At 60.3% G+C, this 21,564-nt stretch carries 22 protein-coding genes; 18 read left to right on the top strand and 4 right to left on the bottom strand.

The window, feature by feature from the left end; all coding sequences use genetic code 11:
* Nucleotides 1-27 precede the first annotated feature (27 nt).
* A complete protein-coding gene (locus QRN61_RS05545) occupies nucleotides 28-399 on the top strand; it encodes a glutathione S-transferase N-terminal domain-containing protein (RefSeq protein WP_007960660.1) in 372 nt (123 codons plus the stop codon).
* Between the two features lie 160 nt (nucleotides 400-559).
* On the opposite strand, the gene QRN61_RS05540 is transcribed toward QRN61_RS05545, so the two are convergent.
* Complete coding sequence (locus QRN61_RS05540; RefSeq protein WP_285373394.1) at nucleotides 560-1,726, bottom strand: aminotransferase-like domain-containing protein; 1,167 nt, start codon at nucleotides 1,724-1,726, stop codon at nucleotides 560-562.
* Between the two features lie 82 nt (nucleotides 1,727-1,808).
* Between QRN61_RS05540 and QRN61_RS05535 the strand changes: the two genes are divergently transcribed.
* From QRN61_RS05535 to QRN61_RS05525, 3 genes are all read left to right on the top strand, one after another.
* Nucleotides 1,809-2,255, top strand: coding sequence for a MarR family winged helix-turn-helix transcriptional regulator (locus tag QRN61_RS05535; protein WP_183782100.1), 447 nt, complete (start codon nucleotides 1,809-1,811; stop codon nucleotides 2,253-2,255).
* Between the two features lie 318 nt (nucleotides 2,256-2,573).
* Complete coding sequence (locus QRN61_RS05530; protein WP_285373393.1) at nucleotides 2,574-3,923, top strand: NCS2 family permease; 1,350 nt, start codon at nucleotides 2,574-2,576, stop codon at nucleotides 3,921-3,923.
* A 90-nt stretch (nucleotides 3,924-4,013) separates the two neighbouring features.
* Nucleotides 4,014-4,640: a LysE family translocator gene (locus tag QRN61_RS05525; RefSeq protein WP_064586707.1), complete on the top strand. Its 627-nt coding sequence runs from the start codon at nucleotides 4,014-4,016 to the stop codon at nucleotides 4,638-4,640.
* A 192-nt stretch (nucleotides 4,641-4,832) separates the two neighbouring features.
* Here the strand turns inward: QRN61_RS05525 and uraH are convergent, their stop codons facing one another.
* The gene (uraH, locus tag QRN61_RS05520; RefSeq protein WP_003223171.1) at nucleotides 4,833-5,186 is read right to left on the bottom strand and encodes a hydroxyisourate hydrolase; all 354 of its coding nucleotides are present in this window, start codon (nucleotides 5,184-5,186) and stop codon (nucleotides 4,833-4,835) included.
* Between the two features lie 421 nt (nucleotides 5,187-5,607).
* Here uraH and puuE point away from each other — a divergent pair, with 421 nt between their 5' ends.
* From puuE to QRN61_RS05480, 8 genes are all read left to right on the top strand, one after another.
* A complete protein-coding gene (puuE, locus tag QRN61_RS05515) occupies nucleotides 5,608-6,534 on the top strand; it encodes an allantoinase PuuE (protein ID WP_096797017.1) in 927 nt (308 codons plus the stop codon).
* Nucleotides 6,531-7,046 carry a 2-oxo-4-hydroxy-4-carboxy-5-ureidoimidazoline decarboxylase gene (gene uraD / locus QRN61_RS05510; protein WP_096797018.1) on the top strand — a complete coding sequence of 172 codons (516 nt, stop codon included), beginning with the start codon at nucleotides 6,531-6,533 and terminating at the stop codon, nucleotides 7,044-7,046. Before puuE ends, uraD begins: the two co-directional genes overlap by 4 nt.
* An 88-nt stretch (nucleotides 7,047-7,134) precedes the next feature.
* The gene (alc, locus tag QRN61_RS05505; RefSeq protein ID WP_003223166.1) at nucleotides 7,135-8,130 is read left to right on the top strand and encodes an allantoicase; all 996 of its coding nucleotides are present in this window, start codon (nucleotides 7,135-7,137) and stop codon (nucleotides 8,128-8,130) included.
* Between the two features lie 117 nt (nucleotides 8,131-8,247).
* Nucleotides 8,248-8,751: an ureidoglycolate lyase gene (locus tag QRN61_RS05500; RefSeq protein ID WP_027613342.1), complete on the top strand. Its 504-nt coding sequence runs from the start codon at nucleotides 8,248-8,250 to the stop codon at nucleotides 8,749-8,751.
* Between the two features lie 51 nt (nucleotides 8,752-8,802).
* Nucleotides 8,803-10,119 carry a urate hydroxylase PuuD gene (locus QRN61_RS05495; protein ID WP_041068826.1) on the top strand — a complete coding sequence of 439 codons (1,317 nt, stop codon included), beginning with the start codon at nucleotides 8,803-8,805 and terminating at the stop codon, nucleotides 10,117-10,119.
* Nucleotides 10,120-10,286: 167 nt separating this feature from the next.
* Complete coding sequence (locus tag QRN61_RS05490; protein WP_047292943.1) at nucleotides 10,287-11,645, top strand: nucleobase:cation symporter-2 family protein; 1,359 nt, start codon at nucleotides 10,287-10,289, stop codon at nucleotides 11,643-11,645.
* 159 nt (nucleotides 11,646-11,804) lie between these two features.
* Complete coding sequence (locus tag QRN61_RS05485; protein WP_285373392.1) at nucleotides 11,805-12,590, top strand: outer membrane protein OmpK; 786 nt, start codon at nucleotides 11,805-11,807, stop codon at nucleotides 12,588-12,590.
* Nucleotides 12,591-12,963: 373 nt separating this feature from the next.
* The gene (locus QRN61_RS05480) at nucleotides 12,964-13,749 is read left to right on the top strand and encodes an outer membrane protein OmpK (protein ID WP_027613346.1); all 786 of its coding nucleotides are present in this window, start codon (nucleotides 12,964-12,966) and stop codon (nucleotides 13,747-13,749) included.
* A gap of 90 nt (nucleotides 13,750-13,839) precedes the next feature.
* Here the strand turns inward: QRN61_RS05480 and QRN61_RS05475 are convergent, their stop codons facing one another.
* On the bottom strand, nucleotides 13,840-15,012 hold the full coding sequence (locus QRN61_RS05475) for a patatin-like phospholipase family protein (protein ID WP_285373391.1): 1,173 nt from the start codon (nucleotides 15,010-15,012) through the stop codon (nucleotides 13,840-13,842).
* Between the two features lie 35 nt (nucleotides 15,013-15,047).
* Nucleotides 15,048-15,983 (bottom strand): lipid A biosynthesis lauroyl acyltransferase, encoded by a 936-nt coding sequence (locus tag QRN61_RS05470; RefSeq protein WP_210559049.1) that lies wholly within the window; start codon nucleotides 15,981-15,983, stop codon nucleotides 15,048-15,050.
* Nucleotides 15,984-16,100: 117 nt separating this feature from the next.
* On the opposite strand from QRN61_RS05470, the gene minC reads away from it, so the two are divergent.
* From minC to QRN61_RS05440, 6 genes are all read left to right on the top strand, one after another.
* Nucleotides 16,101-16,838 (top strand): septum site-determining protein MinC, encoded by a 738-nt coding sequence (minC, locus tag QRN61_RS05465; protein ID WP_027613349.1) that lies wholly within the window; start codon nucleotides 16,101-16,103, stop codon nucleotides 16,836-16,838.
* Between the two features lie 199 nt (nucleotides 16,839-17,037).
* On the top strand, nucleotides 17,038-17,850 hold the full coding sequence (gene minD, locus QRN61_RS05460) for a septum site-determining protein MinD (protein WP_007960626.1): 813 nt from the start codon (nucleotides 17,038-17,040) through the stop codon (nucleotides 17,848-17,850).
* Nucleotides 17,850-18,104: a cell division topological specificity factor MinE gene (minE, locus tag QRN61_RS05455; RefSeq protein ID WP_003223146.1), complete on the top strand. Its 255-nt coding sequence runs from the start codon at nucleotides 17,850-17,852 to the stop codon at nucleotides 18,102-18,104. Before minD ends, minE begins: the two co-directional genes overlap by 1 nt.
* A 91-nt stretch (nucleotides 18,105-18,195) precedes the next feature.
* Nucleotides 18,196-18,831, top strand: coding sequence for an RluA family pseudouridine synthase (locus tag QRN61_RS05450; protein WP_027613350.1), 636 nt, complete (start codon nucleotides 18,196-18,198; stop codon nucleotides 18,829-18,831).
* A 50-nt stretch (nucleotides 18,832-18,881) separates the two neighbouring features.
* Complete coding sequence (locus QRN61_RS05445; protein ID WP_285373390.1) at nucleotides 18,882-19,979, top strand: hypothetical protein; 1,098 nt, start codon at nucleotides 18,882-18,884, stop codon at nucleotides 19,977-19,979.
* Nucleotides 19,980-20,151: 172 nt separating this feature from the next.
* Complete coding sequence (locus QRN61_RS05440; protein ID WP_047598982.1) at nucleotides 20,152-21,441, top strand: M18 family aminopeptidase; 1,290 nt, start codon at nucleotides 20,152-20,154, stop codon at nucleotides 21,439-21,441.
* Nucleotides 21,442-21,564: the final 123 nt, after the last annotated feature.

The following is a 21,564-nucleotide window of genomic DNA, read 5'->3' as shown; positions in this document are numbered from 1 at the left end:
CTCTCTTTGCACCGTGAGGCTTTCAACGTGTTCGTAAAAGCGCTTCGTGTCGGCCTTGGCCAACTGATTATCTTCATCGACTTCATCACCCGCCCGGGCAAGAAACAGCGCCCGGCCGAGGTACAGGCGCAAGTCAACGCCGCCGCCAAAGGCCTGACCCTGTATCAGTTCCACGCCTGCCCGTTCTGCGTGAAAACCCGTCGTACGCTGCGTCGCCTGAATGTGCCGGTCGCACTGAAGGACGCGAAGAACAATGAACAGGATCGCCAGACGCTGCTTGACCAGGGCGGCAAGATCAAAGTGCCGTGCCTGCGCATTGAAGAGAATGGGCAGACGACCTGGATGTATGAGTCCAAGGTGATCATTGATTATCTGGATAAGCGGTTTGCGGCGGTCTGAGTCTTTTTGGGTGCATTTGAAGGCCCTATCGCGAGCAGGCTCACTCCTACAATTGGAATGCGTTCTCCTGTAGGAGTGAGCCTGCTCGCGATGAGGCACTTGAGGGCACCATAAATCCCAGACAAAAATAAACCGGCCCTCGAGCCGGTTTATTTGTTTTTCACGCCGCTTTATTTATCTGCGCCTGCCTCACCACCGCCGCCAACCGCTTCAACCCTTCATCCAGTCGCGCCGGGTCGATGTGGCTGAAATTCAAACGCAGGTGCCCGAGGTTTTTATCCGGTTCGGGAAAGAACGGCTCGCCCGGCATGAACGCCACATCATTGGCCAGCGCCTCGTTGAGCAACGTCCGCGTATCCAGCGGTTGCTTCAGCGTCAGCCAGAAAAACAACCCGCCCTGTGGCATGTTCCAGTTCGCCAGATCGGAAAAGTGCGTTTCCAGCGCTGACTGGAAAGCATCCCGCCGCTGCCGGTAAAAGCCGCGCAACTCGCTCAGGTGCTGCTGATATTTTTCACTGCCGATCCATTGCAGCGCCTGCCACTGGCCGATGCGGTTGGTGTGCAGATCCGCCGATTGCTTGAGCTTGAGCAAATGCGGAAACAGGTCCGGGCTGGCGATCAGGTAGCCGACGCGCAAACCCGGCAGCAAGGTTTTCGACACGGTGCCGGTGTAGATCCAGCTGGCTTTCTGCAAACGCCCGGCAATCGGTTTGGCGCTGCCGCCATCGAACGTCAATTCGCGGTACGGCTCGTCTTCGATCAGGGTCACGCCGAATTCATCGAGCAATGCGGCGACGGCGGCGCGCTTGGCTTCGCTGTAGCGCACGGCGGAGGGGTTCTGGAACGTCGGGATCAGGTAGATGAACGCCGGGCGATGTTGCTCAAGGCGACTGCGCAGTTGGGCCAGATTCGGGCCATCGGCCTCTTGCGGCACGGTCAGGCACTCGGCGCCGAACAGCTGGAAGATCTGCAGCGCGGCCAGATAGGTCGGCGCCTCCAGCAGGATTTCGGTGCCTTTGTCGATGTATAACTTGGCCGCCAGATCCAGGGTCTGCTGGGAACCGCTGACCACCAGCACCTGACTCGCCGTACACTCCAGCCCCAACGCTCGCGCCTGCGCCGCCAGCGCTTCACGCAGCGCCGGCTCGCCTTCACTCATGCCGTACTGACCAAGCGCCAGCGGCATGTCGGCCCATTCGACTTTCGGCAACATGGCTTCGGCGGGAAGGCCGCCGGCAAACGACATCACCTCCGGGCGCTGGGCGGCGGCGAGGATTTCACGGATCAGAGAACTTTTAAGGCGCGAAACACGTTCGGAAAAAGCCATGGGAGTCACCGGTAGCGAGGCCTGGGAAAAATGAGTCAAACTGGTTGACTGAAACTACGACAGCTTGAGCGAGTACGTCAACATGCTTGACCTTAAAAACCCCGCCAGCCAGCAACAGGCGATGGAAGCGTTTTTCTTCGGCTATCAGGCGTTCACCGCCAAGGCTGATGAAATGCTCGAGCGACGCGGCCTGTCCCGGGTGCATCAGCGGATTGTGTTTTTCATCGCGCGTTATCCAAATTTGAGTGTGAAGGAATTGCTGGGCTTGCTCGGCGTCAGCAAACAGGCGCTGAACATGCCGTTGCGCCAGTTGCAGGAAATGCATCTGGTGCAGAGCGTGGCGTCGGAGGCAGACAAGCGTAAGCGTCTGCTGGAGCTGACTACTGAAGGTGAGAAGTTTGAGCAGGCGTTGCGGCGTGAGCAGGTGAAATTGCTCGAGCGGGTGTTTGCTGAAGCTGGCGAGGCGGCGGTGAATGGGTGGTTGGCGGTGAATATGGCACTTGGGAGCTCCCAGTCACATCTTGATTGACTGGACTGGCCTCTTCGGGAGCAAGCCCCCTCCCACAGGGTTCTGCGGGTTACCCATGATTCGGGTCCACTGGAGATCCACTGTGGGAGGGGGCTTGCTCCCGAAGAGGCCAGAACAGGCGATATATCCCTATCGCCTGACCTTTCGTAAACAAAACCAAAAACAATATTTGCTTTATTTGTACACAAAAGCATAATCCACTGCGTGCGAGTTCCTGACCGCATGGTCAACAAATTCGCGTATGCCTCAAAGGGCTGCTGCCACCCCTCATGGGTCCGGCCCTGGAAATAACAATAAAACTCTTGAGGAGTACTCGCTGTGGAAAGCCGCAAATCCGAAGCATCGACGCTGGAACTCTCGCCGCCCTTACGCACAGGCGTGCTGGAGCGCATCTTCAAACTCAGCTTGCATGGCACCACGGTGAAGACCGAGCTGATTGCCGGTCTGACAACCTTCATCACCATGGCTTACATCATCTTCGTCAACCCGAACATCATGGCCGATGCCGGGATCGATCACGGTGCAGCCTTCGTCGCCACCTGCATCGCCGCCGCACTCGGCTGCCTGCTGATGGGCCTGTACGCCAACTGGCCGGTGGGCCTGGCACCGGGCATGGGCCTCAACGCCTTCTTCACTTACACCGTGGTCGGCACCATGGGCTACAACTGGGAAACCGCGCTTGGTGCGGTGTTCGTTTCCGGTGTGTTGTTCATGGTCCTGACCTTCTCGCGGATTCGCGAATGGCTGCTCAACAGCATTCCGGTCAGCCTGCGCTTTGCGATGGGCGCTGGCGTCGGCCTGTTCCTCGGGCTGATTGGTCTGAAAACCGCCGGTATCGTCGTCGACAGCCCGGCCACCCTGATCAAACTCGGCTCCCTGCGTGAACCCGGCCCGCTGCTGGCGGCGATCTGCTTCCTGATGATCGCGATCCTCAGCTACCACAAAGTCTTCGGCGCGATCCTCATCAGCATCATCACCGTGACCCTCGCCGGTTGGGGCCTGGGCATCGTGCACTACGAAGGGATCATGTCGACCCCGCCAAGCCTGGCACCGACCTTCATGGCAATGAACGTCGCCGGTGTGTTCAACGTCAGCATGATCAGCGTGGTGCTGGCTTTCCTCTTCGTACACATGTTCGACACCGCCGGCACCCTGATGGGCGTGGCCCAGCGCGCCAATCTGGTCAACGCGGACGGGCGTATCGAAAACCTTTCCCGGGCGATGAAAGCCGACAGCGCCTCCAGCGTCTTCGGCGCGGTGGTCGGTGTCCCTCCGGTAACAAGCTATGTGGAAAGTGCCGCTGGCGTAGCCGCTGGTGGTCGGACTGGTCTTACCGCAGTCACCGTGGGTGTGCTATTTATAGCCGCGATGTTTTTCGCACCGCTGGCCGGGATGATTCCGGCTTACGCCACCGCCGGTGCGCTGATTTATGTCGCGATGCTGATGATGGGCGGCATGGCCCACATCGAATGGGATGAAGCCACTGACGCCATCCCGGCGATCGTCACCGCGATCATGATGCCGCTGACCTTCTCGGTCGCCGACGGCATCGCGCTGGGCTTCATCACCTACGTGGCGTTGAAGGCCGGTACCGGCAAGTACAAGGAAATTTCCGTCAGCCTGTGGGTGCTCTGCGCGATCTTTATCGCCAAGTTCATCTTCTTGTAAGCGTCACGCGGTTCAAGCGTCAAACCAGCCTCACCCTCGCGGGTGGGGCTTTTGCACATTCTTGAGTACAACAAAAAAAGGAGCAAAGTGATGAGTCTGGAAACCTGGCTGCTGTTCAGCGGCGCGGCATTGGTGGTGATCCTGATTCCGGGGCCGCTGTCATTGCTGATGATCAGCAACAGTCTGAACTACGGCTTGCGCCGCTCTTACCCGGCATTTCTCGGCGGCGTGATCGCCTCGATCTGCCTGCTCAGTGCATCGGCGCTGGGCCTCGGCGCCCTGCTGCTGGCGTCGGAGCAATTGTTCAGCGCCCTGAAGATCGTCGGCGCGCTGTACCTGTTCTACCTCGCCTGGCAGAGCTGGCAGCAATCGCGTCAGCCGTCGGTAGGCGCCGAAGTGCCGCAAGCCGCGCCGGTACCACGTTTCCGCACACTGTTCGGCCGCGCATTTGTCTTGGGCGCGAGCAATCCGAAGGACATTCTGTTTTTCGCCGCGTTTCTGCCGCAGTTCCTCAGCGCACAACAGCCGTTCCTGCCGCAGTTGCTGATCATGATTGCGACGTGGGTGGTGCTGGATCTGTGCTGCAAACTGGCTTACGGGCTGGGCGCGCATGGTGCGGCGCGTTATCTGCGCAGCGGCAAGGGGCAGAGCTGGTTCAACCGGGTGAGTGCCGGACTGTTCAGTGGTGCCGGTGCTGCGTCGCTGTTGAGCCGCTGACAGCAAAAGCTTCGCGAGCAAGCCCGCTCCCACATTTGGAATGCATTCCCTTGTGAGAGCGGGCTTGCTCGCGAAGGCGTCAGACCAGACAGCACTTTCCTCCAAGCGAAAAAAAGCCCGCAGTGTGAGCGGGCGAAAGACCAAAGAAGCTATATGCGCAGTCGCTTCCCGGTGGGGGCAGCTGCTTGGGGGTCAGCTGCCCCGATAGGTGGAATAGCTGTAAGGCGAGATCAGCAGGGGTACGTGGTAATGATCCTGCTCGGCGGAGATGCCGAAACGCAGCACCACCACGTCGAGGAACGCCGGCTCCGGCAGTTGCACGCCACGGGCGCGGTAGTAATCGCCGGCATGGAACTGCACCTGATAGACCCCGGTGCGGTAGTCATCGCCTTGCAGCAGCGGCGCATCGACCCGGCCATCGCTGTTGGTTATCGCACTGGCGACCAATTCCAGGTGCGAACCTTCAACGCGGTACAGCTCGACCTTGATCGAGCTGCCCGGGCAACCGTGTGCAGCGTCCAAAACGTGTGTTGTCAAACGTCCCATTGATTCTGCGCGCCTGGCCGCAAAGAGCAGTCAGACTTCGCGCCTCCCGAAGTCAGGTAAAAAGGAGACCGCACCGATTCGGAGCACGAAAAGTTGCGGCGAGCGACTGATTAAGACACTTTTCAAAAAAATTGTACACAATAAAAACGACATTTTTCACCTCACCCCCGCCATTCGGGCGTTTACCCCTGATCTACCCCTCAAGCGCCTGCCTATTGAACCTCACAGCCATTAGCTGACTGATCAGGCAGGTTTCTTGCAGGTTTACGCCATTAGCAGCAAAAGATGACAGTCGGTGAAAAATGCGAAAATTCAGGCTTACAAATTGCGAGTAAAGTTGTATACAATCAGCCCATCGCTGTGACGCCAGCCTGTGCAGGCCGTTACACAAACCTGTCAACGAATAAGAAGGAAGACTGCAGTGAGCGCTGACTACCCACGCGACCTGATCGGTTACGGCAGTAACCCTCCTCACCCACACTGGCCGGGCAACGCGCGCATCGCCCTGTCCTTCGTGCTCAATTACGAAGAAGGCGGCGAGCGCAACATTCTGCACGGCGACAAAGAATCCGAAGCCTTCCTCTCCGAGATGGTCGCTGCTCAACCGCTGCAAGGCGCACGCAACATGAGCATGGAATCGCTTTACGAGTATGGCAGCCGCGCCGGCGTCTGGCGGATCCTGAAACTGTTCAAGGAATTCGACATTCCACTGACCATCTTCGCCGTGGCCATGGCCGCCCAGCGCCACCCGGACGTGATCCGCGCGATGGTTGAAGCCGGTCACGAGATCTGCAGCCACGGCTACCGCTGGATCGACTACCAGTACATGGACGAGGCGCAGGAGCGCGAGCACATGCTCGAAGCGATCCGCATCCTCACCGAACTCACCGGCGAGCGCCCACTGGGCTGGTACACCGGCCGCACCGGCCCGAATACCCGGCGCCTGGTGATGGAAGAAGGTGGTTTCCTCTACGACTGCGACACCTACGACGACGACCTGCCTTACTGGGAACCGAACAACCCGACCGGCAAGCCGCACCTGGTGATCCCGTACACCCTCGACACCAACGACATGCGCTTCACCCAGGTGCAGGGTTTCAACAAGGGCGACGATTTCTTCGAATATCTCAAAGACGCGTTCGACGTACTGTACGCCGAGGGCGCCGAAGCGCCGAAGATGCTTTCGATCGGTCTGCACTGCCGGCTGATCGGCCGTCCGGCGCGTCTGGCCTCGCTCAAGCGCTTCATCGAATACGCCAAAAGTCATGAACAGGTGTGGTTCAGCCGTCGCGTCGACATCGCGCGTCACTGGCACGAAACCCACCCGTACCAAGGGGCCGCCCAATGAGCCGCTTTCAAACCCTGCAACCGTCGACCCTGAGCCGCGACGCCTTCGTCAAAGCCTTCGCCGACATCTACGAACATTCGCCATGGGTGGCCGAGAAGGCCTACGACCTGGGCGCGGACGCGTCGATCAACGAGATCGAAACCCTGCACCAGCGCATGAGCGACATCTTGTTGAGCGCCGATCACGCCAGTCAACTGGCACTGATCAATGCTCACCCGGACCTGGCCGGCAAAGCTGCCGTCCAGGGCCAACTGACCGAAGCCAGCACCAATGAACAGGCTGGCGCCGGTATTCACCAATGCACGGCCGAAGAGTTTCAGCGCTTCACCGAGCTGAACGACGCCTACAAGGCCAAGTTCAAGTTTCCCTTCATCATGGCGGTAAAAGGCAGCAACCGGCATCAGATCCTCGCGGCGTTCGAAACGCGCATTCACAACTCGGTCGACACCGAATTCAAATGCGCGCTGGCGGAGATCAATAAGATCGCCCTGTTCCGTTTACTGACTCTCTAGCGAAGCCTGGCCCGAGTGCATCAAACGCGGAGAGCACCCAGGGCCTTGCAAGCATCCCCAGCCAACTTATTAAAGGCAGACAAGAAGAATGAAAGCTTACGCCGTACCTTTCGAGAAGTTCGTCAACCTGGCCGATGCCCGTCTGGGCACCAAAATCATCTCGGTCACCGATGACTGGTTCGCAGACGCCAATCGTCTGTTTCAGCCGACCCCGGCCGTGTGGAAGGAGGGGGTGTTCGACGACAACGGCAAGTGGATGGACGGCTGGGAATCGCGTCGCAAGCGCTTTGAAGGCTACGACAGCGCGGTGATCCGTCTGGGCGTACCGGGCTCGATCAAAGGCGTGGACATCGACACCTCATTCTTCACCGGCAACTTCCCGCCATCGGCCTCGCTGGAAGCGTGCTTCCTGGCCTCGGGCGAGCCGGACGAAAACACCCAGTGGACTGAAGTGCTGTCGGCCGTCGAGCTGCAAGGCAACAGCCACCACTACCACGAAATCAGCAATGACCAAGCGTTCAGCCACTTGCGCTTCAACATCTACCCGGACGGCGGTGTCGCCCGTCTGCGTGTGTACGGCATTCCGTTCCGCGACTGGTCGGCTGTTGGGGACAACGAACAGGTTGACCTGGCAGCAGCCCTCAACGGTGGCCGCGCCCTCGCCTGCTCCGACGAACACTTCGGTCGCATGAGCAACATCCTCAACCCGGGCCGTGGCATCAACATGGGCGACGGCTGGGAAACCGCACGTCGTCGCACCCCAGGCAATGACTGGGTGATCGTCGCGCTGGGCCATCCGGGCGAGATCGAAAAAATCATCGTCGACACCCTGCACTTCAAGGGCAACTACCCGGACACCTGCTCGATCCAGGGCGCGTTCGTCAAGGGCGGTACCGACAGCCAGATCGAAACCCAGTCGCTGTTCTGGCGTGAACTGCTGCCGAGCCAAAAACTGGAAATGCACGCCGAACACACCTTCGTCGAGCAGATCAAGGCACTGGGCCCGATCACCCACATCCGTCTGAACGTGTTCCCGGATGGTGGCGTGAGTCGCCTGCGCGTTTTGGGCAAGGTCGCGAAGTAAGCAGTGAAACCATTCGCGAGCAGGCTCGCTCCCACAGGAGACTGCATTCCAAATGTGGGAGCGAGCCTGCTCGCGAAGGCGTCAGAACAGTCAACACAGAATTCGGAAAAGAACAGCATGCGCACACTAACGATTGAACCGCTGACCAAAGAAGCCTTCGCCCCCTTCGGTGACGTGATCGAAACCGACGGCAGCGACCACTTCATGATCAACAACGGTTCGACCATGCGCTTCCACAAACTGGCGACGGTCGAAACCGCTACGCCTGAGGACAACGCGATCATCAGCATCTTCCGCGCCGACGCGCAGGACATGCCGCTGACCGTGAGCATGCTGGAACGCCATCCGCTGGGCAGCCAGGCTTTCATCCCGCTGCTCGGCAACCCCTTTCTGATCGTGGTCGCGCCACTTGGCGATGTACCTGTATCAGGCTTGGTCCGAGCCTTCGTCACCAACGGCAGGCAGGGCATCAATTACCATCGCGGCGTCTGGCACCACCCGGTGCTGACGATCGAAAAGCGGGATGACTTCCTGGTGGTTGATCGCAGTGGCACAGGCAATAACTGCGATGAGCATTTTTTCAAAGAGGATGAGCGTCTGATCCTCGCCCCCCACCAATAAGAGAAGGTCTGATCACTCGACAACAAGAGTGACAGGCGAGAGGTAAAGACTGTGGAAGCACATCTGTTGGAATGGCTGAACCTGAGCGTGCGCTGGGTTCACATGATCACTGGCGTGGCCTGGATCGGCGCGTCGTTCTACTTCGTCTGGCTGGAGAACAACCTCAACCGCGTCAACCCGAAAACCGGTCTGGCCGGTGATCTGTGGGCAATCCACGGCGGCGGTATCTATCACCTGGAAAAATACAAACTGGCCCCACCGTCGATGCCGGAGAACCTGCACTGGTTCAAATGGGAAGCCTACTTCACCTGGATGTCGGGGATCGCGCTGCTGTGCGTGGTGTTCTACTCCAATCCCGTGCTCTACCTCGTGGCACCCGGCAGCGGCCTGACCGGCCCTGAAGGCGTGGCCATCGGCATCGGTTCGCTGATCGCCGGCTGGTTCATCTACGACTTCCTCTGCGATTCGGCTCTGGGCAAGAAACCCGCCCTGCTCGGCTTTATCCTGTTCGTGCTGATCATCGGCGCGGCGTATGGCTTCAGCAAGGTGTTCAGTGGTCGGGGTGCGTATCTGCACGTCGGCGCGATCATCGGCACCATCATGGTCGGCAACGTGTTCCGCATTATCATGCCGGCGCAGCGTGCACTGGTCGCGGCGATTGCCGAGAACCGCACACCGGATCCGGCGCTACCCGCCAAAGGCCTGCTGCGTTCGCGTCACAACAACTACTTCACCCTGCCGGTGCTGTTCATCATGATCAGCAACCACTTCCCGAGCACTTACGGCAGCCAGTACAACTGGTTGATCCTCGCCGGGATCGCGGTGTTGGCGGTGTTGGTGCGTCACTACTTCAACACCCGTCACGACAGCCACAAGTTTGCCTGGACCCTGCCGGTGGCAGCGGTGGGCATGATCACCCTGGCGTACGTCACCGGCCCTGCGCCGATGCCGACCGCACCGGACGTGGCCAAGGCACCGGCGAAAATCGAGTACCAGCCACTGCCGGAAACGGCACTGGGCGGTGGCGCGAAACCGGCTGAAGCGGCGGCACCTGCAGCGCCAGCAGCAGCCCCTGCTGCGGCACCGGCGCAAGCGTCCAACGCAGGTCCTGCGTTCGACAAGGTGCACAACGTAATCCAGGAACGCTGCGCGGTCTGCCATTCGGCCAAACCGACCAGCCCGCTGTTCAGCGCGGCGCCCGCCGGTGTGATGTTCGACACCCCCGAGCAGATCCGTCAGAACGCGGCGCGGATCCAGGCGCAAGCCATCACCACGCAGATCATGCCACTGGGCAACATCACGCAGATGACCCAGCAGGAACGTGACCTGATCGGTGCATGGATCGCCCAGGGAGCCCAGACCAACTAAGCAACAAAGCTTCGCGAGCAGGCTCGCTCCCACAGAGATCGCGCAATTCCTGTGGGAGCGAGCCTGCTCGCGAATCGCCTTAACGCGGTTTACCTGATGCAAAGAAACAGCTGTGAGCCACCCGGCAGCTGTTCAATCACAAGAATAAAAAAGATCCGAGGTGTTGCATGTCCGAGCTGTCCAAAGCGCGCATCCCCGACGCACCCGCCATTCAGCGTTTGCCCCTTTTGCAACTGATCCTGGTCGGTTTGCAACATGTTCTGCTGATGTACGGCGGTGCCATCGCGGTGCCGTTGATCATCGGACAGGCCGCTGGCCTGAGTCGTGAAGAAATTGCCTTCCTGATCAACGCCGACCTGCTGGTCGCCGGTATCGCCACCATCGTCCAGTCGCTGGGTATCGGCCCGATGGGCATCCGCATGCCGGTGATGATGGGCGCCAGTTTCGCGGCCGTCGGCAGCATGGTCGCCATGGCCGGCATGCCCGGTATCGGTCTGCAAGGGATCTTCGGCGCGACCATCGCCGCCGGGTTCTTCGGCATGCTCATCGCGCCGTTCATGTCCAAGGTCGTGCGCTTCTTCCCGCCTTTGGTGACCGGCACAGTCATCACCTCGATCGGTTTGTCGCTGTTCCCTGTGGCCGTGAATTGGGCCGGTGGCGGTGCCGCCGCGGCGCAATTCGGCTCGCCGATTTACCTGGCCATCGCCGCTCTGGTGCTGGCGACGATTCTGCTGATCCACCGCTTCATGCGCGGCTTCTGGGTGAATATTTCCGTGTTGATCGGCATGTGCCTGGGCTACGTGCTCTGCGGTGCGATCGGCATGGTCGACCTGAGCGGCATGGCCAACGCGCCATGGGTTCAGTTCGTCACCCCGCTGCACTTCGGCATGCCGAAATTCGAACTCGCGCCAATTCTGTCGATGTGCCTGGTGGTGGTGATCATCTTCGTCGAGTCCACCGGGATGTTCCTCGCGCTGGGCAAGATCACCGGCCAGGAAGTCTGCCCGCGCATGCTGCGGCGCGGCCTGCTGTGCGATGCCGGCGCCTCGTTCGTTGCCGGTTTCTTCAACACGTTCACCCATTCCTCGTTCGCGCAGAACATCGGCCTGGTGCAGATGACCGGCGTGCGTTGCCGTTCGGTGACCATCGTTGCCGGTGGCCTGCTGATCGTGCTCAGCCTGCTGCCGAAAGCCGCATTCCTGGTGGCGTCGATTCCGCCGGCGGTGTTGGGCGGTGCGGCGATCGCGATGTTCGGCATGGTTGCTGCCACTGGGATCAAGATTCTTCAGGAAGCCGACATCGGTGACCGTCGCAACCAGTTGCTGGTGGCAGTGAGCATCGGCATGGGCCTGATCCCGGTGGTGCGTCCGGAGTTCTTCGCGCATCTGCCGCTGTGGATGAGCCCGATCACCCACAGCGGCATCGCCATGGCCACCCTCAGCGCGCTGACCCTGAATCTGCTGTTCAACATCCTTGGCGGCGCCGAACGCGCAGCGATCAACGACTGCCACGCACATCAGCATTAACCAAGTCACCACAAAACCTTGTGGGAGCGAGCCTGCTCGCGAAAGCGTTGTGTCATTCAACAGTGATGGCGACTGACACGCCCTCTTCGCGAGCAGGCTCGCTCCCACAGGGGACGTGCAACACCCTGCCTCAACAATAAAAACAAGAGGGAGCAACCGATGATTCGCACGCAAACCAGCGTTCTGTTGAGTGGCGGCCTGCTGGCCGCGAGTCAGGCCATGGCCGGCGATTTACTGCTGTGGCAGACCAACAGCCTGAGCTATCTGTACGGCAAGAACTTCGCGATCAACCCGTCGATCCAGCAGACGGTGACGTTCGAGCACGCCGACAAGTGGAAGTACGGCGACAACTTCCTGTTCGTCGACAAGATCTTCTACAACGGCCAGGAAGACCGCAACAAAGGCCCGCACACCTTCTACGGCGAATTCACCCCTCGCTTCTCGTTCGGCAAGATCTTCGACCGGAAAATCGAGTTTGGCCCGATCAAGGACGTGCTGCTGGCGATGACCTACGAGTACGGCGAAGGCGACAGCGAGGCCTACCTGATCGGCCCCGGCTTCGACCTGAAAGTACCCGGCTTCAACTACGTGACCCTGAACATCTTCCGTCGCCACACCGAAGGCCCGCGCCCCGGCGACGGCGTCTGGCAGATCACCCCGGGCTGGTCGTACAGCGTGCCGCTGGGCAATTCCGACCTGTTGATCGACGGCTATCTGGACTGGGTCGTCGACAACGACCAGAACTCGCGCGGCACCTACCACGCCAACCTGCACATCAATCCGCAGATCAAATACGACCTCGGCAAAGCCATCGGCTGGAGCCACAAACAGCTGTATGTCGGCACCGAATACAGCTACTGGAAGAACAAATACGGCATCGAAAGCAGCCACAACCTCGACACCAACCAGAACACCGCCAGCCTGCTGGTGAAGGTGCACTTCTGAGATGGCCCGCAACCGTGCCCCATACCTGTCGTCGGTGCTCTGTTGCGGGGCACTTGAGAGCTGGCCGAGGAGTCAGTATTCTCCGCGGCCTCTTGAATTCGGTCTAAAAAAAAGCCCGGATTTAATTCCTGACCGACAAGCCAACTTATCCCGGCCCCGGTCAGTACCGAGGCATCCCGAAAACACGCGCAATCGACTGTTTTTCAGCAGCCGAACGGGCGTTTTTTTGCTTTTCGAAAGCGTTGGCCCAGCTCTTGCTATCACCAGCGAAGCTGACCGATCGGATGACTTTTGCAGCGACGAAAAAAGGCGCCACACCAGAGCGCCGATCTTAAAAAAATAAACGTGGAACACCTACTTTGGGAGCAACCGAATGAAACGTATGTGCACCAGCCTGATGCTCGCGGGATCGATGCTGGCCGGCGGCGAGGCCATGGCCGACGGCCTGCTGCAATGGCAGAACAACAGCCTGACCTACCTCTACGGCAAAGACTTCAAGGTCAACCCGGCGATCCAGCAGACCGTCACCTTCGAGCACGCCGATGCCTGGAAGTACGGGGACAACTTCCTGTTCGTCGACAAGATCTTCTACAACGGCAAGCCGGATGGCGGCGTCGGCAACAACACTTACTATGGCGAATTCAGCCCACGCCTGTCGCTGGGCAAGATCCTCGACCAGAAGATCGAATTCGGTCCGGTCAAGGATGTGCTGCTGGCGATGACTTACGAGTTCGGTGAAGGCGACGTCGAGTCGTACCTGATCGGCCCGGGTTTTGACCTGGCGATTCCAGGCTTCGACTACTTCCAGCTGAACTTCTACCAGCGCCACACCGAAGGCTCGCGCGCCGGTGACAACGTCTGGCAGATCACCCCGGTCTGGTCCTACACCATCCCGGTTGGCGACTCGAACATCCTGATCGACGGTTTCATGGACTGGGTGGTCGACAACGACGTCAACAGCAAAGGCGAATACCACGCCAACCTGCACTTCAACCCACAGGTCAAATACGACCTGGGCAAGGCGCTGAATTTCGGCGAGAAGCAGCTGTACGTCGGTGTTGAATACGACTACTGGAAAGACAAGTACGGGATCGACGACACCCGTGCGTTCACCACCAATCAGAACGTGACCAGCTTCCTGGTGAAGTTCCACTTCTGATCTTAAAAGCTTCGCGAGCAGGCTCGCTCCCACATTCGACCGAGTTCCAATGTGGGAGCGAGCCTGCTCGCGAAGGCTTCACCGCAAATCTCAGACTGGAACCACCGACTCGGTGATCCCCAGAAACTGGCACAACTCCTCACGCTTGGCCAACGCATCGCGCCGTCCCAGGTCGATCAGTTCGCTGCAATACCCCGCCTCGAACAGCAGATAACTCAGCACCCCTGCCCCACTGGTCTTGGTCGCCCCCGGCCCACGCAAAAACAGACGCAATGCCGCCGGCAATTCCTGTCGATGTCGCGCCGCGATCTCGTCGATCGGCTGACTCGGCGCAATCACCAGCACTTCCACTGGCGCCACACCCAACTCTCGGGTCGGCACGCCCTCGGGCATCAGGTGGCTGAACTGGTTCAGACGCTGCAGCAACTCGATGTCGCTCTCCAGGCTGTCAATGAACGTGCTGTTGAGCATGTGTCCGCCAATCTGCGCCAGCGTTGGCTGCTGACCGCTGTAGGCGCGCTCCAGCGGCTGCTGCGGATCAAACCCGCGCGGGTTGCCGCTGACGCCCACCACCAGCACCCGACTCGCACCCAGGTGCAGCGCCGGGCTGATCGGCGCCGACTGGCGTACCGCACCGTCGCCGAAATATTCCTCACCGATTTTCACCGGGGCAAACAGCAACGGGATCGCTGAACTGGCCAGCAGATGGTCCACCGACAATTGCGCCGGCACGCCGATCCGCCGATGGCGCAACCACGCATCGATCGTGCCGCCGCCCTGATAGAAGGTCACCGCCTGGCCCGATTCGTAGCCGAACGCGGTCACCGCCACCGCATGCAATTGCTTGCGCGCGATGGATTCGGCGATCCCGGGCATGTGCAGTTTTTCATTGAGCAGCTCGCGCAGCGGCGAACTGTTGAGCAGCGCCACCGGCAGTTGCCGACCGATGCCGAGCAGGCTGTGACTGACAAAGCGGCTGGCCTGACGGATCACCCCCGGCCAGTCGCTGCGCAGCACGCGGTGGCTGCGAAAGCCCTGCCAGAACAGTGTGAGGCGTTCGATGGCGGCGCGAAAATCGGTGGCACCACTGGCCAGGCTGACCGCATTGATCGCCCCGGCCGAAGTGCCGACGATCACCGGAAACGGATTGTCCGCGCCCAGCGGCAGCAATTCGGCAATCGCCGCCAGCACCCCCACCTGATACGCCGCCCGAGCCCCGCCGCCGGAAAGAATCAAACCTGTGACCGGTTCCGCTGGGCTCATCGCAACGCTCCATGGTGCTTGAAAGGGTGAGTGAATCAGCCGCGCCGTTTCGGGTAAAGCTTCGGCTCGCCCGGTGGACGGCTCTTGAAGCGGCGGTGCGCCCACAAGTATTGCTCAGGACAGGCGCGCAGCGCACTTTCCACCCACTGGTTGATGCGGATGCAGTCGGCTTCTTCGGTCTCGCCCGGGAAGTCTTCCAGCGGAGGATGGATCACCAACCGGTAACCGCTGCCGTCGGCCAGACGCTCCTGAGTGAACGGCACCACCAGCGCCTTGCCCAGACGGGCAAACTTGGTGGTCGCAGTCACCGTCGCCGCCTGAATGCCGAACAGCGGCACGAAGATGCTTTGCTTGGCGCCGTAATCCTGATCCGGTGCGTACCAGATCGCCCGGCCCGAACGCAGCAACTTGAGCATGCCACGCACGTCGTCACGCTCCACCGCCAGCGAATCGAGATTGTGCCGCTCACGGCCCCGACGCTGGACGAAGTCGAACAACGGGTTTTTGTGCTCGCGGTACATGCCATCGATGGTGTGCTGCTGGCCGAGCAACGCGGCGCCGATTTCCAGGGTGGTGAAGTGCGCGGCCATGAGGATCACGCCCTTGCCTTCGCGCTGGGCGTTTTGCAGATGCTCCAGGCCTTCGACGTGGGCCAGTTTGGCCAGACGCTCACGGGACCACCACCAACTCATCGCCATTTCAAAAAAAGCGATGCCGGTGGAGGCGAAGTTTTCCTTGAGCAAGCGTTTACGCTCGGCGGCGGATTTTTCCGGGAAGCACAGCTCGAGATTGCGCTTGGCGATACGCCGCCGGTCGCCGGCCACGCGATACATCAATGCGCCCAAAACACGACCGATCGTCAGTAAAACCGCATATGGCAACTGCACGACCAGCCACAACAGCCCCAGACCGCACCAGAGCGGCCAGAAGCGGGGAGAAAGAAAGGCTCTTCGAAAACGCGGGCGATCCATTAAAGCTTCCGTAAATTCAGTGGCCGCGCATTCTACATCGTTCGACCCGGCTTGCGGCTCGCGGGCGTTCTCGTTATAAGTCTCGGCACTTTTAGTGACAAGCCGTTGTATGCCGATATGAGCCAAAACGAATCGCCAGACCGAGATCCCGTGTTCCAGTTGAAGGGCAGCATGCTGGCCATCACGGTGCTGGAACTGTCCCGCAACGACCTCGACAGCCTTGATCGGCAACTGGCCGCCAAAGTCGCCCAGGCGCCGAATTTCTTCAGCAATGCACCGCTGGTCCTGGCGCTGGACAAACTGCCGCCCGGCGAAGGCGCGGTCGATCTGCCCGGCCTGATGCGCGTATGCCGTCAACATGGCCTGCGCACCCTGGCGATCCGCGCCAGCCGTATCGAAGACATCGCTGCCGCCATCGCCATCGACATCCCGGTGCTGCCGCCGTCCGGCGCCCGCGAGCGACCGCTGGAAGCGCCGGAACCGGAAGTCAAAAAGAAGCCGGAAAAGCCGCCGGAGCCAACGGTCAAACCGACCCGCGTCATCACCACGCCAGTACGTGGTGGCCAACAGATATATGCCCAGGGTGGCGATCTGGTGGTGGTGTCCTCGGTCAGTCCGGGGGCGGAACTTCTGGCCGATGGCAACATCCATGTATACGGCCCGATGCGCGGTCGCGCACTGGCCGGCGTCAAAGGCGACACCAAGGCCCGGATTTTCTGTCAGCAATTGAGCGCTGAACTGATCTCCATCGCCGGGCATTACAAGGTTTCCGAAGATTTGCGCCGCGATCCACTGTGGGGCTCCGGCGTCCAGGTCAGCCTGTCGGCCGACGTGTTGAACATCATTCGGCTTTAACGGATACTGCCGCATTTTCCAAGCATCTCTAAAACGTAGCGAAAACGGCTCAAACGAAGTAGGAAAAAGGAACAAGCAGCGTTTGCCCCCGGCAAGTGCGACTTGCGCCGAATTCCAGCCAAGGCTGTCCGACTGCAGTAGTTTTCAAGAGATGTTTTTCAGGGGCTAAAAAGTCCTTCTTCCTTAGGGGTGAAACACCTTGGCCAAGATTCTCGTGGTTACATCCGGCAAGGGTGGTGTGGGTAAGACCACCACCAGCGCCGCTATCGGTACCGGCCTCGCTCTGCGCGGCCACAAAACAGTGATCGTCGACTTCGACGTGGGCCTGCGTAACCTCGACCTGATCATGGGTTGCGAGCGTCGCGTGGTGTACGACTTCGTCAACGTGGTCAACGGCGAAGCCAACCTGCAGCAGGCCCTGATCAAAGACAAGCGCCTGGAAAACCTCTACGTGCTGGCCGCCAGCCAGACCCGCGACAAAGACGCGCTGACCCAGGAAGGCGTGGAAAAGGTCCTGATGCAGTTGAAGGAAGACTTCGACTTCGTGGTCTGCGACTCCCCGGCAGGCATCGAGAAAGGCGCACACCTGGCCATGTATTTCGCCGACGAAGCGATCATCGTGACCAACCCGGAAGTGTCCTCGGTACGTGACTCCGACCGCATGCTCGGCCTGCTGGCCAGCAAATCGCGTCGTGCCGAACTCGGCGAAGAGCCGATCAAGGAACACCTCCTGCTGACCCGTTACAACCCGCAGCGCGTCAGCGATGGCGAAATGCTGGGCGTCGAAGACGTGAAGGAAATTCTGGCCGTGACCCTGCTGGGCGTCATCCCTGAGTCGCAGGCGGTCCTGAAGGCTTCCAACTCGGGCGTCCCGGTGATTCTCGACGACCAGAGCGATGCCGGTCAGGCCTACAGCGATGCCGTTGATCGTCTGCTGGGCAAAGAAAAAGAACATCGTTTCCTCGATGTTACGAAGAAGGGATTCTTCGAGCGCCTGTTTGGAGGTAGGTAATGAACCTTTTTGACTTCTTTCGTGCCAACAAAAAGCCAAGTACCGCCTCGGTAGCGAAAGAGCGTCTACAGATCATCGTGGCGCATGAGCGCGGCCAGCGCAGCACGCCGGATTACCTGCCAGCCTTGCAGAAGGAACTGGTCGACGTGATCCGCAAGTACGTCAACATCGGCAACGACGACGTACATGTTGCACTGGAAAGCCAGGGCAGTTGCTCGATTCTGGAACTCAACATCACCCTGCCCGATCGCTGAGTCGATCCGGCAGGAACGACGGCGGCTCAGGGCCATTCCCATCGCGGAATGGCCCTGAGCCGCCGTTGGCATTTGTTACGAGGCTGTTTTAATGCCGTTGTCCAACATCCGCATCATTCATCAGGACGCCGCCGTACTGGTGGTCGACAAACCGACGTTGCTGCTCTCGGTGCCCGGTCGCGCCGACGACAACAAGGACTGCCTGATCACCCGCCTGCAGGAAAACGGCTACCCGGAAGCGCGCATCGTCCATCGCCTGGACTGGGAAACCTCCGGCATCATTCTGCTGGCCCGTGACGCGGATACTCACCGCGAACTGTCGCGGCAGTTTCACGATCGTGAAACAGAGAAAGCCTACACTGCGCTCTGCTGGGGTCAGCCGGAGCTGGACAGCGGCAGCATCGACCTGCCGCTGCGCTACGATCCACCGACCAAACCGCGGCACGTGGTCGACCACGAATTCGGCAAGCATGCGCTGACCTTCTGGCGCGTACTGGAACGTTGCGGCGACTGGTGCCGCGTCGAACTGACGCCGATCACCGGTCGCTCGCACCAGTTGCGTGTGCACATGCTGTCCATCGGTCACCCGCTGTTGGGCGACGGGCTGTACGCCCATGAGCAGGCCTTGGCGGCCTGGCCGCGTCTGTGCCTGCACGCCAGCATGCTGAGCTTCACCCACCCGCAAACCGGCGAGCGTTTGCGCTTCGAATGCCCGGCACCGTTTTAAGCGTTGCCTGAGCGGCAGCGCGTTTTTTTGTACAAGGATTTTGTTTTCGGATGAGTTGTATTGATTCCCGGGTAACCCCCCTCACGAAAGTTCGTCATCAACTGCTTTACCTGGTTTACGGCAATCAGGATGTGTACCGCCGCGAAGCCAAGTTCAGCATCCTGACCGTACTGTCCCAGGCTAAAAACGGCGAGCGTCCGGCGATCCGCATTCTCACCGATCGCCCCGATGACTATGCGGGCTGGCCGGTCGACACGGTGTTGCTGGACGAAGCGACCCTGACCCGCTGGCAAGGCACCCACGGCTATCACCACCGCCGCAAGGCCTGCGCCATCGCCGCGGGCATGCAGTGGGCGGAAAAAACCCTGTTCGTCGACACCGACACCCTGTTCACCCGCCACCCGAGCCAACTGTTCAAATTCATCGAGCCGAATCGCTCGGTGATGGATCGCTTCGAGTACGACTGGAAAGATGTGCACCAGCGTCCCGACTATCAAAAACTCGGTCGCGACCTGCGCAGCCACGGCGTGACGCCGGATAACGGTTTCAAGCTCTACAACAGCGGCTTGTGCGGCGTGACCGACAGCGACTCAGCGCTGTTCGAAGAGTCGATCCGCCTGATTGATGAGTGGACACTCGGCGGCTTCGAAATCCACACCATCGAACAGATCGCCCTGTCGTATGCCATGCGCGAGCGTCAGGTGGTGGAAGCGCGCAAACACGTCTACCACTACTTCGCGGAAAAACGTTTCTTCCACGCGATGCAGACGTACTTCTTCTCCCAGCACGGCGAGCAGTTCAGCCAGCGCCTGGTGGATCTGTGCAGCGATGTGCCACGGGTCAAACCGTTCCCCTCGGCCTGGCGCCGATTGAAAATCAAATGGAAGCTGCGCCACCAGAAAGGCGCCCTGCGCAAGGTCGGTCGTGATCTGCTGTACGGCAGCGCCGCGCCGGAAGATCCGTACTACAGCGTTTGCCGACACGAATGGTGGGAATGCGCCTCGCGGGAAATTCTGCGTTGGGACGAGAGCCAGCAGAAAAAACTGCTGAGCCAGAAGTCCTGGCCGCAACAGCTGCCGCGTCCGGATAAACCGGAAGATGAAAAAGTCATCATGAACTACTTGAAAAAACGCGTAGCCGCCCGCTGATCCACATCACTCCCTGTGGGAGCGGGCTTGCTCGCGAAAGCGGTGTGTCATCCAAGAATCTGCATCTGACTCACCGCTTTCGCGAGCAAGCCCGCTCCCACCCCGATCCTGCCCGGATTCAATTCCCGGGCCGATGCGTTAAACTCGCGCCCATTGCTGTCTGGAGCTTCTTATGCGCGAAGAGTTGAACCAAGGCCTGATCGACTTCCTCAAGGCCTCCCCTACCCCGTTCCACGCCACCGCCAGCCTTGTTCAGCGTCTGGAGGCCGCCGGTTACGTGCGCCTCGACGAGCGCGAGCCGTGGACCACCGAGGCCAACGGCCGCTACTACGTCACCCGTAACGACTCCTCGATCGTCGCGATCAAAATGGGCCGCAACTCACCACTGCACGACGGGATCCGTCTGGTCGGCGCCCACACCGACAGCCCGTGTCTGCGGGTCAAGCCGCAACCGGAACTGCAACGTCAGGGCTTCTGGCAACTGGGCGTTGAAGTCTACGGCGGCGCGCTGCTGGCGCCGTGGTTTGACCGCGACCTGTCGCTGGCCGGGCGCGTTACCTTCCGTCGCGACGGCAAGGTCGAAAGCCAGTTGATCGACTTCAAGGCACCGATCGCGATCATTCCCAACCTGGCCATCCACCTGAACCGTGAAGCCAATCAAGGCTGGGCGATCAACGCGCAGACCGAGCTGCCCCCGATCCTCGCGCAATTCGCCGGCGACGAACGCGTCGACTTCCGCGCCGTGCTGACTGATCAACTGGCCCGCGAACATGGCCTGAACGCCGACGTGGTGCTGGATTACGAGCTGAGCTTCTACGACACCCAGAGCGCGGCGGTCATCGGCCTGCATGGCGACTTCATCGCCGGTGCGCGCCTGGACAACCTGCTGTCGTGCTACGCCGGCCTGCAAGCCCTGCTCACTGCCGACACCGAAGAAACCTGCGTGCTGGTGTGCAACGACCACGAAGAAGTCGGCTCCTGCTCGGCGTGCGGTGCCGATGGCCCGATGCTCGAACAGACCCTGCGCCGTCTGCTGCCGGAAGGTGACGAGTTCGTCCGCACCATCCAGAAATCGCTGCTGGTCTCAGCCGACAACGCCCACGGCGTGCACCCCAATTACGCCGAGAAGCACGACGCCAACCACGGCCCGAAACTCAACGCCGGCCCGGTGATCAAGGTCAACAGCAACCAGCGTTACGCCACCAACAGCGAAACCGCCGGGTTCTTCCGCCACCTGTGCATGGCCGAAGAAGTACCGGTGCAGAGCTTCGTGGTGCGTAGCGACATGGGCTGCGGCTCGACCATCGGCCCGATCACCGCCAGCCACTTGGGCGTACGCACCGTCGACATCGGCCTGCCGACCTTCGCCATGCACTCGATCCGCGAACTGTGCGGCAGCCACGATCTGGCGCACCTGGTCAAAGTGCTGAGCGCGTTCTACGCCAGCCGCGAGTTGCCTTAAAAGCTTCGCGAGCAGGCTCGCTCCCACAGTTTGGAATGCATTCCAGGGTGGGAGCGAGCCTGCTCGCGAAAGCGGTAGTCCAGACAACACAATTTCATCATTGGACTGACTCAATTCTGATAC

Source organism: Pseudomonas sp. lyk4-TYG-107 (assembly GCF_030209055.1).
Taxonomy (GTDB): Bacteria; Pseudomonadota; Gammaproteobacteria; order Pseudomonadales; family Pseudomonadaceae; genus Aquipseudomonas; species Aquipseudomonas putida_A.
This window is presented reverse-complemented; position numbering and strand designations above follow the sequence as displayed.

Excerpts from the sequence above, each read along its gene's own strand:
- QRN61_RS05540 (WP_285373394.1), bottom strand. The coding sequence starts at position 1,726 with ATGGCTTTTTCCGAACGTGTTTCGCGCCTTAAAAGTTCTCTGATCCGT.
- QRN61_RS05535 (WP_183782100.1), top strand. The coding sequence starts at position 1,809 with ATGCTTGACCTTAAAAACCCCGCCAGCCAGCAACAGGCGATGGAAGCG.
- QRN61_RS05525 (WP_064586707.1), top strand. The coding sequence starts at position 4,014 with ATGAGTCTGGAAACCTGGCTGCTGTTCAGCGGCGCGGCATTGGTGGTG.
- uraH (WP_003223171.1), bottom strand. The coding sequence starts at position 5,186 with ATGGGACGTTTGACAACACACGTTTTGGACGCTGCACACGGTTGCCCG.
- uraD (WP_096797018.1), top strand. The coding sequence starts at position 6,531 with ATGAGCCGCTTTCAAACCCTGCAACCGTCGACCCTGAGCCGCGACGCC.
- alc (WP_003223166.1), top strand. The coding sequence starts at position 7,135 with ATGAAAGCTTACGCCGTACCTTTCGAGAAGTTCGTCAACCTGGCCGAT.
- QRN61_RS05500 (WP_027613342.1), top strand. The coding sequence starts at position 8,248 with ATGCGCACACTAACGATTGAACCGCTGACCAAAGAAGCCTTCGCCCCC.
- QRN61_RS05490 (WP_047292943.1), top strand. The coding sequence starts at position 10,287 with ATGTCCGAGCTGTCCAAAGCGCGCATCCCCGACGCACCCGCCATTCAG.
- QRN61_RS05485 (WP_285373392.1), top strand. The coding sequence starts at position 11,805 with ATGATTCGCACGCAAACCAGCGTTCTGTTGAGTGGCGGCCTGCTGGCC.
- QRN61_RS05480 (WP_027613346.1), top strand. The coding sequence starts at position 12,964 with ATGAAACGTATGTGCACCAGCCTGATGCTCGCGGGATCGATGCTGGCC.
- QRN61_RS05475 (WP_285373391.1), bottom strand. The coding sequence starts at position 15,012 with ATGAGCCCAGCGGAACCGGTCACAGGTTTGATTCTTTCCGGCGGCGGG.
- QRN61_RS05470 (WP_210559049.1), bottom strand. The coding sequence starts at position 15,983 with ATGGATCGCCCGCGTTTTCGAAGAGCCTTTCTTTCTCCCCGCTTCTGG.
- minC (WP_027613349.1), top strand. The coding sequence starts at position 16,101 with ATGAGCCAAAACGAATCGCCAGACCGAGATCCCGTGTTCCAGTTGAAG.
- minE (WP_003223146.1), top strand. The coding sequence starts at position 17,850 with ATGAACCTTTTTGACTTCTTTCGTGCCAACAAAAAGCCAAGTACCGCC.
- QRN61_RS05450 (WP_027613350.1), top strand. The coding sequence starts at position 18,196 with ATGCCGTTGTCCAACATCCGCATCATTCATCAGGACGCCGCCGTACTG.
- QRN61_RS05445 (WP_285373390.1), top strand. The coding sequence starts at position 18,882 with ATGAGTTGTATTGATTCCCGGGTAACCCCCCTCACGAAAGTTCGTCAT.
- QRN61_RS05440 (WP_047598982.1), top strand. The coding sequence starts at position 20,152 with ATGCGCGAAGAGTTGAACCAAGGCCTGATCGACTTCCTCAAGGCCTCC.